This is a genomic window from Streptomyces sp. NPDC004721 (assembly GCF_053601495.1).
In genome coordinates, this window is the sequence record NZ_JBSGBZ010000021.1 from 25,178 (window position 1) to 37,870 (window position 12,693).

9 protein-coding genes are annotated in these 12,693 nt (G+C 72.4%); all 9 read left to right on the top strand.

Translation table 11 applies throughout. The annotated features are described in order from the left end of the window. The first annotated feature begins 45 nt into the window (after positions 1 to 45). The 9 genes from ACWEK3_RS20590 (at position 46) to ACWEK3_RS20630 (ending at position 12,690) form a co-directional block, all read left to right on the top strand. The gene (locus ACWEK3_RS20590) at positions 46 to 1,089 is read left to right on the top strand and encodes a substrate-binding domain-containing protein (protein WP_453250274.1); all 1,044 of its coding nucleotides are present in this window, start codon (positions 46 to 48) and stop codon (positions 1,087 to 1,089) included. A gap of 79 nt (positions 1,090 to 1,168) precedes the next feature. Beyond that, on the top strand, positions 1,169 to 2,389 hold the full coding sequence (locus tag ACWEK3_RS20595; RefSeq protein WP_401770666.1) for a Gfo/Idh/MocA family protein: 1,221 nt from the start codon (positions 1,169 to 1,171) through the stop codon (positions 2,387 to 2,389). A 12-nt stretch (positions 2,390 to 2,401) separates the two neighbouring features. Next, complete coding sequence (locus tag ACWEK3_RS20600) at positions 2,402 to 3,403, top strand: sugar phosphate isomerase/epimerase family protein (protein WP_390728117.1); 1,002 nt, start codon at positions 2,402 to 2,404, stop codon at positions 3,401 to 3,403. 320 nt (positions 3,404 to 3,723) lie between these two features. Then, entirely contained in the window at positions 3,724 to 6,888 is a 3,165-nt protein-coding gene (locus ACWEK3_RS20605; protein ID WP_453250275.1) for a ThuA domain-containing protein, read from the top strand. Between the two features lie 946 nt (positions 6,889 to 7,834). Then, positions 7,835 to 8,962, top strand: coding sequence for an inositol-3-phosphate synthase (locus ACWEK3_RS20610; RefSeq protein ID WP_453250276.1), 1,128 nt, complete (start codon positions 7,835 to 7,837; stop codon positions 8,960 to 8,962). Next, the gene (locus ACWEK3_RS20615; protein ID WP_453250277.1) at positions 8,959 to 10,182 is read left to right on the top strand and encodes an SCO3242 family prenyltransferase; all 1,224 of its coding nucleotides are present in this window, start codon (positions 8,959 to 8,961) and stop codon (positions 10,180 to 10,182) included. Before ACWEK3_RS20610 ends, ACWEK3_RS20615 begins: the two co-directional genes overlap by 4 nt. Next, positions 10,179 to 11,141 carry a sugar phosphate isomerase/epimerase family protein gene (locus ACWEK3_RS20620; protein WP_450547394.1) on the top strand — a complete coding sequence of 321 codons (963 nt, stop codon included), beginning with the start codon at positions 10,179 to 10,181 and terminating at the stop codon, positions 11,139 to 11,141. Before ACWEK3_RS20615 ends, ACWEK3_RS20620 begins: the two co-directional genes overlap by 4 nt. Then, the gene (locus ACWEK3_RS20625; protein WP_450547395.1) at positions 11,138 to 11,842 is read left to right on the top strand and encodes an EboA domain-containing protein; all 705 of its coding nucleotides are present in this window, start codon (positions 11,138 to 11,140) and stop codon (positions 11,840 to 11,842) included. Before ACWEK3_RS20620 ends, ACWEK3_RS20625 begins: the two co-directional genes overlap by 4 nt. Further along, complete coding sequence (locus tag ACWEK3_RS20630) at positions 11,842 to 12,690, top strand: TatD family hydrolase (RefSeq protein WP_384434438.1); 849 nt, start codon at positions 11,842 to 11,844, stop codon at positions 12,688 to 12,690. The genes ACWEK3_RS20625 and ACWEK3_RS20630 overlap by 1 nt, the downstream gene beginning before the upstream one ends. Positions 12,691 to 12,693 lie beyond the last annotated feature (3 nt).

Here is a 12,693-nt window from a genome sequence, read left to right on the forward strand (position 1 = left end):
CCGAGCCGCCCGCTCCGTACGGCCCTCACCGGAAAGGCCATCGCCATGCCTCAGACACCGAGCCGCAGAGGTCTGCTCTTCGGCGGCGCCGCCGTAAGCGCCACCGCCTTCCTCGCCGCCTGCACCAGCAACGAGCCCAAGAACGAGAAGCCCGCGCCGAACGACCAGCCCGTCGCCGCCGACGACAAGCCCGGCAAGCCCGTCACCATCGGCTTCGCCGGCCCCCAGGCCGACCACGGCTGGCTCAACGCGATCAACGACAACGCCAAGAGTCGCGCCAAGAAGTACTCCGACGTCACCCTGGAGATCACCGAGGGCTCCAACGACACCGCCGCGCAGATCGGGCAGATCGAGACCCTCATCAACAAGAAGGTCGACGTCCTGGTGATCCTGCCCGCCGACGGCAAGGCACTCACCCAGGTCGGTCTGAAGGCGATGCGCGCGGGCATCCCCGTGATCAACCTCGACCGGGTCTTCAACTCCCCGCAGGCGTACCGCTGCTGGATCGGCGGCGACAACTACGGGATGGGCTTCAACGCCGGGCAGTACATCGGCGAGAAGCTCAAGGGCAAGCCGAACGCGAAGGTCGTCGAACTCGCCGGCCTGGACAACCTGGAGCTGACCAAGCAGCGCACCCAGGGCTTCGACGACGCGCTGAAGAACTACTCCAACATCACCAAGGTGGCCCGCCAGGCCGCCGAGTTCACCGTCGAGTCCGGCCAGGCGAAGATGGCCCAGCTCCTCCAGGCGCAGAAGCAGATCGACGCGCTGTGGAACCACGACGACGACCAGGGCGTCGGCGCGCTGCGCGCCATCGAGCAGGCCGGGCGCGACGAGTTCCTCATGGTCGGCGGCGCCGGCGCGCTCTCCGCGTTCGAACAGATCAAGCAGGACAAGGGCGTTCTGAAGGCCACCGTGCTGTACCCGCCCACGATGGCCGCGTCCGCGATCGACCTGGCCCGAGCACTGGGCCAGGCCAAGGGCGTGTCAGGCATGGCGGAGTTCGAGATCCCGGCCTCCATCACGTTGTACTCGGCCGTGGTCGACAAGACCAACGTGGACCAGTACATGCCCACCGGCTTCAAGTGATGGGCGCTTCCATCCCCCCACATCGCAATCACGGCGTCGGGAACGCCGCTGCGAACGTTTACGAGAAGGAGTTATCGGTATGGGCCTGAAGGGACAGTCGGAGCAGGCCGAGAGCGAGCCCGCGGCCGGGAAGCCTCCGCTGCGTGTCGGCATGGTCGGCTACGCCTTCATGGGCGCCGCCCACTCCCAGGGATGGCGCACCGTGGGCCGCGTCTTCGACCTGCCGCACCGGCCCGTACTGGCCGTCGTCGCCGGACGTGACGGGGCGGCCGTGCGGGGCGCGGCCGCCCGGCTCGGCTGGGCCGACGCCGAGACCGACTGGCGCGCTCTGATCGCTCGCGACGACGTCGACATCGTCGACATCTGCACCCCGGGCGACAGCCACGCGGAGATCGCCGTGGCCGCCCTGGAGGCGGGCAAGCACGTGCTGTGCGAGAAGCCCCTCGCCAACTCGGTCGAGGAGGCGCGGGAGATGACCGAGGCGGCCGAGCGGGCGCGGGCCCGCGGCCAGGTCGCCATGGTCGGCTTCAACTACCGGCGGCTGCCCGCGACCGCCCTGGCCCGCCGCATGGTCGCCGAGGGCCGCCTCGGCACCCTGCGGCACGTACGGGTCAGTTACCTCCAGGACTGGCTCGTCGACCCGGAGTTCCCGCTGACCTGGCGGCTGCGCAAGGACTCGGCTGGCTCCGGGGCCCTCGGCGACCTGGGCGCCCACATCGTCGACCTCGCCCAGTACCTCGCGGGTGAGCCGATCACCGGGGTGTCCGCGGTCACCGAGACCTTCGTCCGGGAGCGCCCGCTGCCGGCCGGGGCGGCGGCCGGGCTCAGCGGCATCGGCGGCAGCGGCCGGGGGGAGGTCACCGTCGACGACGCGGCCCTGTTCACCGCCCGGTTCGGCTCGGGCGCGCTCGCCTCGTTCGAGGCGACCCGGTTCGCCTCCGGCCGCAAGAACGCGCTGCGCATCGAGCTCAACGGGGCCGACGGCTCACTCGCGTTCGATCTGGAACGGCTCAACGAGCTCTCGTACCACGACCACACCGAACCCGGGGTCAGCGCCGGTTTCCGGCGGATCCTCGTCACTGAACCCGACCACCCCTACCTCGAGGCCTGGTGGCCGCCGGGCCACGGACTCGGCTACGAGCACAGCTTCGTCCACCAGGCCCGCGACCTGGTGCTCGCGATCGCGGCGGGCACCGCGCCCGAACCGTCCTTCGCCGACGGGCTCCAGGTCCAGCGCGTCCTGGCCGCCGTCGAGGAGAGCGCGGCGAAGAATTCCCTCTACACGCCCGTCCCGGTCTAGGGAGGCCCGGTCATGTCACGCTCGTTCACCCTGTTCACCGGTCAGTGGGCCGACCTCCCGCTGGAGGAGGTCTGCCGCCTGGCCCGCGACTTCGGCTACGACGGACTCGAACTGGCCTGCTGGGGAGACCACTTCGAGGTCGACAAGGCGCTGGCCGACCCCGCCTACCTCGACGGGCGGCGTGCGCTGCTCGACAAGTACGGCCTGAAGTGCTGGGCGATCTCCAACCACTTGGTCGGCCAGGGGGTCTGCGACCACCCGATCGACGAGCGCCACCGGGGCATCCTGCCGGCCCGTATCTGGGGCGACGGGGAGCCCGAGGGCGTACGGCAGCGGGCCGCCGCCGAGCTCAAGGACACGGCACGGGCGGCGGCCGCGTTCGGCGTCGACACCGTCATCGGGTTCACCGGCTCCTCGATCTGGCATCTGGTCGCCATGTTCCCGCCGGTGCCGCCGGGCATGATCGAACGCGGCTACCAGGACTTCGCCGAGCGGTGGAACCCGATCCTCGACGTGTTCGACGCCGAGGGCGTCCGCTTCGCGCACGAGGTGCACCCCGGCGAGATCGCGTACGACTACTGGACCACCCGGCAGGCCCTGGAGGCGGTGGACAACCGGCCCGCGTTCGGGCTGAACTTCGACCCGAGCCACTTCGTCTGGCAGGACCTCGACCCGGTCGGCTTCCTCTACGACTTCCGGGACCGGATCTACCACGTGGACTGCAAGGAGGCCCGCAAGCGCCTCGACGGGCGCAACGGCCGCCTCGGCTCCCACCTGCCGTGGGGCGACCCCCGGCGCGGCTGGGACTTCGTCTCCGCCGGGCACGGCGACGTCCCGTGGGAGGACGTCTTCCGCATGCTGCGGTCCATCGACTACACCGGTCCCGTCTCGGTGGAGTGGGAGGACGCCGGCATGGACCGGCTCCAGGGTGCCCCCGAGGCGCTGCGGAGGCTCAAGGAGTTCGACTTCGACCCGCCGAGCGCGTCGTTCGACGCGGCCTTCGGCAGCGAGTAGCCCCGCCGGTCCGGCGGGGACGCGGAGTGCCGTCCCGGGCGTTGTCCGCCGGCGGCTGCGGGTCTGTTGTGGCTGGTCTCTGAGTTCCCCGCGCCCCTTTGGGGCGCGGGGTGCCCACCTGGCGCTCCAGCCTGCCCGGAAACCGCTTTGTCCTGATGCTGGAAAAAGTTCAACTTCTCTGTTGTGTAAGGGCTATCCGACTCCGACAAAGCCAGCTACGGTCCCAGAGTTGTACAGGACACGTACATCTCCGGGGTGACGGCGAACCCCGGAACATCGCAACCGCCCCGTACGACCCCCACCCTCCCGGAGGGATCTTCGTGCACAGGAAACGTCCCAGATTCCACAAGGCACTAGCGCTTCTCACCGGTTCACTCCTCGCGGGCAGCTCGCTCGCGCTCGCCGCGCCGCCGGCGAGCGCCGCCGACCCCGACACCGCCAAGCCGGCCGCCGCGGCCGCCGCTGCCGCCGAGGACTTCCAGCAGATCACCCTGGCCAAGGGCGCCCCCGAGGTCGGCGAGCCGATGTCGCTGGCCGTCCTCCCGGACCGCAGCGTCCTGCACACCTCCCGCGACGGCACCCTGCGTCTGACCGACGCAGAGGGCAACACGTCCGTCGCGGGCAAGCTGGCCGTCTACGACCACGACGAGGAAGGGCTCCAGGGGATCGGCATCGACCCCCACTTCGCCGAGAACCGGTTCGTCTACCTCTACTACTCGCCGCCGCTGAACACCCCGCCCGGCGACGCCCCCGAGAACGGCACGGCCGCCGACTTCGCCCCCTTCGACGGCGTCAACCGGCTCTCCCGCTTCGTCCTGAAGCAGGACGGCACCCTCGACACGGCCAGCGAGAAGAACGTCCTCGAGGTCAAGACGTCCCGCGGCATCTGCTGCCACGTCGGCGGTGACATCGACTTCGACAAGGACGGCAACCTCTACCTGTCGACCGGTGACGACTCCAACCCGTTCGCCTCCGACGGCTACACCCCGATCGACGAGCGGTCGACGCGGAACCCGGCGTTCGACGCCCAGCGCACCTCGGGCAACACCAACGACCTGCGGGGCAAGATCCTGCGGATCAAGGTCAAGCCGGACGGCTCCTACGACATCCCCGAGGGCAACCTCTTCGCCCCGGGCACCGCGAAGACCCGTCCCGAGATCTACGCGATGGGCTTCCGCAACCCGTTCCGGTTCAGCATCGACAAGCCCACCGGCAACATCTACATCGGTGAGTACGGTCCGGACGCCGGCGCCGCCAACGCAAGCCGCGGCCCCTCCGGCATGGTCGAGTTCAACCGCGTGACCAAGCCCGGCAACTACGGCTGGCCCTACTGCGTCGGCAAGAACCAGGCGTACATCAAGTACGACTTCGCCACCAAGCAGTCCGGCGACGCCTTCGACTGCAACGCGCCGAAGAACACCTCGCCGAACAACACCGGCCTGGTCGACCTCCCGCCGGCCCAGCCGGCCTGGATCGACTACGACGGCGGTTCGATCCCCGAGTTCGGCAACGGCTCCGAGTCCCCGATGGGCGGCCCGGTCTACCGCTACGACCCCGACCTGAAGTCCGCCGCCAAGTTCCCCGAGGCCTACGACGGGGACTTCTTCGCCGGTGAGTTCGGCCGCCGGTGGATCAAGCGGATCGAGCAGGACGGCGACGGCACCGTCAAGTCCATCAACCCCTTCCCCTGGTCCGGCACCCAGGTGATGGACATGGCCTTCGGCCCGGACGGCGCCCTCTACGTCCTGGACTACGGCCTGTCCTGGTTCGGCGGCGACGAGAACTCCGCGCTCTACCGCATCGAGAACGTCACCAACGGCCACGCGCCGACCGTGACCGCCAAGTCGGACAAGTCCTCCGGCCAGGCGCCCCTGAAGGTGTCCTTCTCCGCGACCGGCAAGGACGCCGACGGCGACGCGCTCACCTACAGCTGGGACTTCGGTGACGGCACCACCGGCACCGGCGAGTCGCCCCAGCACACCTACCGCACCAACGGTACGTACACCGCCGCCGTCACCGTGACGGACCCGAGCGGCTATACGGCCACCGCCAACGTCCACGTGGTCGTCGGCAACACCGCGCCCACCGTCACCTTCGAGACCCCGGCGGACGGCGCCCTGTTCAACTTCGGTGACACCATCCCGTTCAAGGTGAAGGTCACCGACCCCGAGGACAAGAAGATCGACTGCTCGAAGGTCACCGTCCGCTACATCCTCGGCCATGACAACCACGGGCACCCGGTCACCTCGGTCAACGGCTGCGAGGGCAGCATCACCGTGCCGGCCGACGGCGAGCACGACCCCAACGCCAACATCTTCGGGGTCCTCGACGCCGAGTACACCGACAACGGCGGCGGCGGTCAGGCCGCGCTGACCACCCACGCGCAGAACGTGCTCCAGCCCCGCCACCGGCAGGCCGAGCACTTCAGCGCCCAGAGCGGCATCCGCACCTACGACAAGACCCAGGCGCACGGCGGCAAGACCGTCGGCGACATCGACAACGGTGACTGGATCTCGTTCAAGCCGTACAACCTCAACGGCGCCCAGACGCTCACCGCCCGGGTCTCCTCCGGCGGCGCCGGCGGGTACCTGGAGGTCCGCACCGGAGGGCCGAACGGCACCCTGCACGGCTCCGGGGTCGTCCCGGTGACCGGCGGCTGGGAGACCTTCCAGAACATCGACATCCCGCTCAGCAAGCTGCCGAAGAAGACCACCGAGCTGTACCTGGTCTTCAAGGGCGGTGACGGAGCGCTCTTCGACGTCGACGACTTCATGATCTCGGACAAGAAGCCGGCGAGCGACGCCAAGCGGGTCCTCGTCTTCTCCAAGACGGCCGGCTTCCGCCACGACTCCATCGAGACCGGCGTCCAGGCGCTGAAGGACCTCGGCGGTCCGAGCGGGATCACCGTCGACTCCACCGAGGAGGCCAAGCAGTTCACCACGGCCAACCTCGCCCGCTACGACGCCGTCGTGTTCCTCTCCACCACCGGCAACGTCCTCAACACCGACCAGAAGCAGGCGTTCGAGAAGTACGTCGCCGGCGGCGGCGGCTACATGGGTATCCACGCGGCCGCCGACACCGAGTACGACTGGCCGTTCTACGGCGGCCTGGTCGGCGCCTACTTCGACTCGCACCCGCAGATCCAGAAGGCCACCGTCCTGGTCCCCGAGCACGACCACCCGGCCACCAAGGGCCTCGACGACAAGTGGGAGCGCACCGACGAGTGGTACAACTACCGCTCCAACCCGCGTGACAGCGTCCGCGTCCTGGCCTCCCTGGACGAGACCTCCTACCAGGGCGGCAACATGAAGGGCGACCACCCGATCGCCTGGTGCCAGGCCTACCAGGGCGGACGTGCCTTCTACACCGGCCTCGGCCACACCAAGGAGTCCTACGCCGAGGACGCCTTCCGCAGTCACCTGCTCGGTGGAATGAAGTACGCCACCGGCCAGGAGAAGGCCGACTGCAAGCCGCGCACCGCCTGAACCAAGGAAGAGCCGCCCGCTGAGGGCGCCTGAAACGGCGGCGGGCGGGAGACGCCGGACTCCCGCCCGCCGTCCCCAACCCAACCGGCCCGGCCCGCGCCCCCCGACCAGGGGCGGAACGGGCCGGCCCACCCCCGAACCCGGCCCCGGCACCCCGCCCCCCGACCCAGGCCGAAAGCCGACCTGGCCGGGAAGGCGGAGCCGGTACCGGGCCCCTGTTCCAACTCCGTTCCGGATCACGGTTCCGGCTCCGGTTTCGGATCCCGGTTCCGGACCCGAGTCAGGTCCGGGCTCCAGGTCCGGTCCCGGATCCGGTCCCGATTCCGGCCGGGGTCCTGGATCCGGTCGCGGGCTTGGTTTCGGTTGAGGCTGAGACCTTGCCCAGCCGGGATTCCGGCGCTGGTTCTGGATCTGGATTCCGGCCCGGTTCCGGATCCGGGTTCTGGTCCTGGATCGGGTTCCGGGCTTGGTTTCGGCTCAGGTCGAGGCCTCGCCCGGCCGGAAACCCGGTGCAGGCACATCGGTCACCGGACCGAGCCCGGTCCCGGATCTCGGTCCGGGTTCTGGCCCGGGTCCCGGTTCTGGGTCCCGGCCTTGGCTCCGGTCCCGGGCCAGGTCCCGGCCCAGGCCGAGGCCTCGCCCGGCCGGGAATCCGGCTCCGGTCCTGGCATCGGCTCTGGTCCGGATCTCGGTTCCGGCTCCGGTCCCGGTTCCGGTCTCGGTTCCGGTTCCGGCTCCGGTCCCGGTCCCGGTTCCGGTCTCGGCTCCGGTCCCGGTCCCGGTCCCGGTTCCGTGTCTGGGACCGGTCCCGGATCCCGAGCCGGTCCCAACTCTGGTCCCGGCTCCGGTTTCAGGCCGGTGCCTGGTGTCGGCGGCGCCCCGGAGGCCGCCCGACGCCCCACCACCCCGTCCGGCTTCCGGTTCGCGTACGACAAGGAGGCTGCCCATGTCCGCCGAACCTTCCGCTTCCCCCTCCCGCACCGGTGTCTGGCTGATCGGCGCGAGAGGTTCCGTCGCCACCACCGCCGTCACCGGATGCGCCGCCGTCGCCGCCGGACTGCATCCCGCCGCCGGCCTCGTCACCGAGACAGAGCCCTTCGCCGCGAGCGGTCTGCCCGCTCTGTCCTCCCTCGTCTTCGGCGGGCACGACACCGTGGACTGCCCGCTGCCCAAACGCGCCGAGAGCCTCGCCGCCGGCGGTGTCCTGCCGCACGGCCTGCCCGCCGCCGTCCGCAGTGAACTGACCGCCGCCGATGGGGAGATCAGGCCCGGCGGTCCGCTGCCCGGAGACACCCGGAGCGAGGACGCCCTCATCGACGCCCTCGCCGGCGACATCCGTGACTTCACCCGCAGCCACAACCTCGCCCGCACCGTCGTCGTCAACGTCGCCTCCACCGAACCGGCCCCCGAGGGCACCGCCCTGCCCGCCAGTTCGCTGTACGCGGCAGCGGCCCTGCGGGCGGGCTGCCCGTACGTCAACTTCACCCCGTCGACCGGGCTGCACCACCCCGCGCTCGCCGCCGAGGCAGAGGCCGCCGCCCTGCCCTACGCGGGCCGCGACGGCAAGACCGGGCAGACCCTGCTGCGGTCCGTGCTCGGCCCGATGTTCGCGCAGCGGGCGCTGCACGTGCTCGCCTGGTCCGGAACGAACCTCCTCGGCGGCGGCGACGGCGCCGCCCTCGCCGACCCGGCCGCGGCCGCGGCGAAGAACTCCGGCAAGGAACGGGTCCTCGCGGACACCCTGGGCACGGTCCCCCAGGGAGAGGTGCACATCGACGACGTGCCCGCGCTCGGCGACTGGAAGACCGCCTGGGACCACATCGCCTTCGGCGGGTTCCTCGGCTCCCGGATGACCCTCCAGACCACCTGGCAGGGCTGCGACTCGGCGCTCGCCGCGCCCCTGGTCCTCGACCTGGCCCGGTTGCTGGCCCGCGCCCACGAACGCGGACTGACCGGGCCGCGCCCCGAACTCGGCTTCTACTTCAAGGATCCCGACCCGGGCGCCCCCGCCGCGCTGGGGGAGCAGTACGCGGCGCTCCTGGACTTCGGCCGACGGCTGGGGGACCAGCGATGACCCGCCACGGTCTGGTGGCCATCGCCCTGGCGGTGACCGTCGCCGCCGTCGTCGGGGCGCGCGGATCCGCGTCCCGCGGCCGCCCGCGCCAGGAGGAGGACCACGGTCGCCCGTCACCACCGCCACAGGCGGAGCAGGGGCCGCGGTCGGACGCGAGACCCACCGGTTCCGCGGATCCGACCGACCCGGCGGGGGAGAACCCCACACCCACGGCCACCCCCGCCGCACCCACCGCCACGAGCCCGGCCCCCGCGCCCACCCCCACCCCGCCCCCGCTCCCACCCCGCCGCCCCGCCCTCGGCACCCCCGCCGACTGGGTCGAACTGCTGCGGCTGCCCGCCCTGTTCACCGTCCCCGGCGACGCCCTCGCCGGGGCCGCGGTGGCCGGGCGGGCCCCCGGGGCCCGTACCCTCCTCGCCATCGGCTCGTCCCTGTGCCTCTACCAGGCGGGCATGGCGCTCAACGACTGGGCGGACCGCGCCGAGGACGCCGTGGAGCGCCCGCACCGGCCGCTCCCGTCCGGGCGGATCGCCCCCGGCGCCGCGCTCGCCGCGGCCGGCGCGCTCACCGCCCTGGGCCTCGCGCTCGCCGCCCGCGCCGGCCGGCCCGCGCTCACCGTCGCCGTACCGCTCGCCGCCTCGGTCTGGGCGTACGACCTCGGCCTCAAACGGAACTGGGCGGGGCCGCCGGTGATGGCGGCGGCCCGGAGTCTGGACCTCGTGCTCGGCGCCGCCGCGAGCGGCGGCCGGGTCCGCGACGCCGTACCGTCCGCCGCCGCCCTCGGCGCCCACACCCTGGCCGTCACCGCCGTCTCCCGCCGGGAGACCCAGGGCGGCTCCACCGCCGTCCCGCTCGCGGCCCTCGCGGTCACCTCCGGCGTCGCGTACGCACTGACCCCGCCCGCCGTGGCCCTCAGACTCCCGGCGGACCGAGGCGGAGCAGCCCCCCTCGGTCCGCCGGGCCTCACCCCCGCACCGGGCGGTGCGCTCCGTGCGGCCCTCGCGCTCGGCTACGCCGCCACCGTCGCCCGCCCCCTCGCCCACGCCGTCCTCAACTCCTCGCCCCCGCTCACCCAGAGGGCCGTCGGCGGCGGGATCCGCGCCATGATCCCGCTCCAGGCCGCGCTGTCCGCCCGCGCGGGCGCACCGGTCACCGCCCTGTGCACGGCCGCCCTGGCCCCCCTGGCCCGAAGGTTCGCGAGGAAGGTGAGCGTGACATGAGCCCCGACCCCGCCGTGGCCCCGCGCTTCGGCTACGGCACCAACGGCCTCACGGACCTGCGCCTCGACGACGCCCTCGGCCTGCTCGCCGACCTCGGCTACGACGGCGTGGGACTGACCCTCGACCACATGCACCTCGACCCGCTCGCCCCCGATCTGGCCGCCCGCACCCGCCGGGTCGCGCACCGGCTGGACGCGCTCGGCCTGGGGGTGACGGTGGAGACGGGCGCCCGCTATGTGCTCGACCCGCGCCGCAAGCACGGCCCCTCCCTCCTGGACGCGGACCCGGCGGACCGCGCCCGGCGCGCCGACCTGCTGCTGCGGGCCGTACAGGTGGCCGCCGACCTCGGCGCCCACGCCGTGCACTGCTTCAGCGGCATCACCCCGCCCGGCACCGACCGGGACACGGCGTGGAAGCGGCTCGCCGAGTCCCTGGGCCCGGTCCTGGAGACCGCCACCGCCGCCGGCGTCCCCCTCGCCGTGGAGCCCGAACCCGGTCACCTCCTCGCCACCCTCGCCGACTTCCACCACCTGCGCCGCACCCTCGGCGACCCGGAGAACCTGGGACTCACCCTCGACATCGGCCACTGCCAGTGCCTCGAACCCCTCCCTCCGGCCGAGTGCGTCCGCGCCGCCGCGCCCTGGCTGCGGCACGTCCAGATCGAGGACATGCGCCGCGGCGTGCATGAACACCTCCCGTTCGGGGACGGCGAGATCGACTTCCCGCCCGTCCTCGCGGCCCTGGCCGCCACCGGCTACCAGGGCCTGACCGTCGTGGAACTGCCCCGGCACTCCCACGCCGGCCCGCACCACGCCGAGCTCTCCCTGCCCTTCCTCCGCCGAGCGGCCACCGCCGCCGCGTCCACGGTCGAGCCCCCGGTCCCCGCGGTCACCGGGCTTCCCGCCCCCGCGCGTCCAGCCTCCGAGCATCCGGTCACCCCAGAAGGGAGCACCCGATGACCCACCCGCACGGCACCGGCACCGCGGGCACCCCCGCGGCCGGCACCGCCCCCGCACCGAGCCCGACGGACGAGCTGCGCGCCCGTACGGACAGCGGCCTCACACCGGCCGCACGGGCCTGGCTCGACCAGGCGCTCGACGAGGCCGCCGCCCACCCCGGCACCCACGGGCCGATCTCCGTGTGGGAACTGCGCCTGGCCGAGGCGGGCCGCCGCTGCGGTCCCGCCCACGCCGACGCCGCCCGCGTCCTCATCCTGCACGCGGCCCGCGCGGGCCTCGACGCCCTCACCCGGGTCTACCGCCAGGGCACCGCCGACGAACGCCGCGCCGTCCTGCACGCCCTGCCCCACCTCGTGGCCGGCCCCGACGCCCTCCCGCTCGTCGAGGACGCGCTGCGCACCAACGACACCCGGCTGATCGCCGCCGCCGTGGGCCCGTACGCCGCCGGGCACCTGGCCCCCCACGCATGGCGGCACGCCGTGCTGAAGTGCCTGTTCACGGGTGTGCCCGTGGACAGCGTCGCGGACCTGGGCCGCCGCGCCCGCGGCGACGCCGAACTCGCCCGCATGCTCGGCGACTACGCCGCCGAACGCACCGCCGCGGGCCGCCAGGTCCCCGAGGACCTGCACCGCGTCCTGGCCCTGACCGAGCCCGACACCGCGCCGCACGGCCCGGTCGACCCCGACGCCAAGGAGTCCTGATGCGCATCTTCGATCCCCACATCCACATGACGTCCAGGACCACCGACGACTACGAGGCCATGTACGCCGCCGGTGTCCGCGCCCTCGTGGAACCGGCCTTCTGGCTGGGCCAGCCCCGCACCTCGGCCGCCTCCTTCCTCGACTACTTCGACTCCCTGATCGGCTGGGAACCGTTCCGCGCCGCCCAGTACGGCATCGCCCACCACTGCACCATCGCCCTGAACCCCAAGGAGGCCAACGACCCGCGCTGCCTGCCCGTCCTCGACGAACTGCCCCGCTACCTCGTCAAGGACCAGGTCGTCGCCGTGGGCGAGATCGGCTACGACTCGATGACCCCCGAAGAGGACACCGCCCTCTCCACCCAGTTGCAGCTCGCCGCCGACCACGGGCTGCCCGCCCTCGTCCACACCCCGCACCGCGACAAGCTCGCCGGGCTGCGCCGCACCCTCGACGTCGTACGGGAGTCGGCGCTGGCCATGGACCGCGTCCTGGTCGACCACCTCAACGAGACCACCGTCAAGGAGGCCAAGGACAGCGGCTGCTGGCTCGGCTTCTCCGTCTACCCCGACACCAAGATGGACGAGGAGCGGATGGTCGCGATCCTGCGCGCCCACGGCCCCGAACGGGTCCTGGTCAACTCCGCCGCCGACTGGGGCAGAAGCGACCCCCTCAAGACCCGCAAGGTGGGGGACCTCATGCTCGCCGAGGGCTTCACCGAGGACGAGGTGGACCGCGTGCTGTGGCGCAACCCGGTCGAGTTCTACGGTCTCAGCGGCCGCCTGAGCCTCGACGTCGCCGCGACCGACGCCACCCACGAGGGCAACAGCATCCTGCGCGGCGGGGAGTGATCG

Coding starts and splice junctions, on each gene's coding strand:
- ACWEK3_RS20590 (WP_453250274.1), top strand. CDS start 46: ATGCCTCAGACACCGAGCCGCAGAGGTCTGCTCTTCGGCGGCGCCGCC.
- ACWEK3_RS20595 (WP_401770666.1), top strand. CDS start 1,169: ATGGGCCTGAAGGGACAGTCGGAGCAGGCCGAGAGCGAGCCCGCGGCC.
- ACWEK3_RS20600 (WP_390728117.1), top strand. CDS start 2,402: ATGTCACGCTCGTTCACCCTGTTCACCGGTCAGTGGGCCGACCTCCCG.
- ACWEK3_RS20610 (WP_453250276.1), top strand. CDS start 7,835: ATGTCCGCCGAACCTTCCGCTTCCCCCTCCCGCACCGGTGTCTGGCTG.
- ACWEK3_RS20615 (WP_453250277.1), top strand. CDS start 8,959: ATGACCCGCCACGGTCTGGTGGCCATCGCCCTGGCGGTGACCGTCGCC.
- ACWEK3_RS20620 (WP_450547394.1), top strand. CDS start 10,179: ATGAGCCCCGACCCCGCCGTGGCCCCGCGCTTCGGCTACGGCACCAAC.
- ACWEK3_RS20625 (WP_450547395.1), top strand. CDS start 11,138: ATGACCCACCCGCACGGCACCGGCACCGCGGGCACCCCCGCGGCCGGC.
- ACWEK3_RS20630 (WP_384434438.1), top strand. CDS start 11,842: ATGCGCATCTTCGATCCCCACATCCACATGACGTCCAGGACCACCGAC.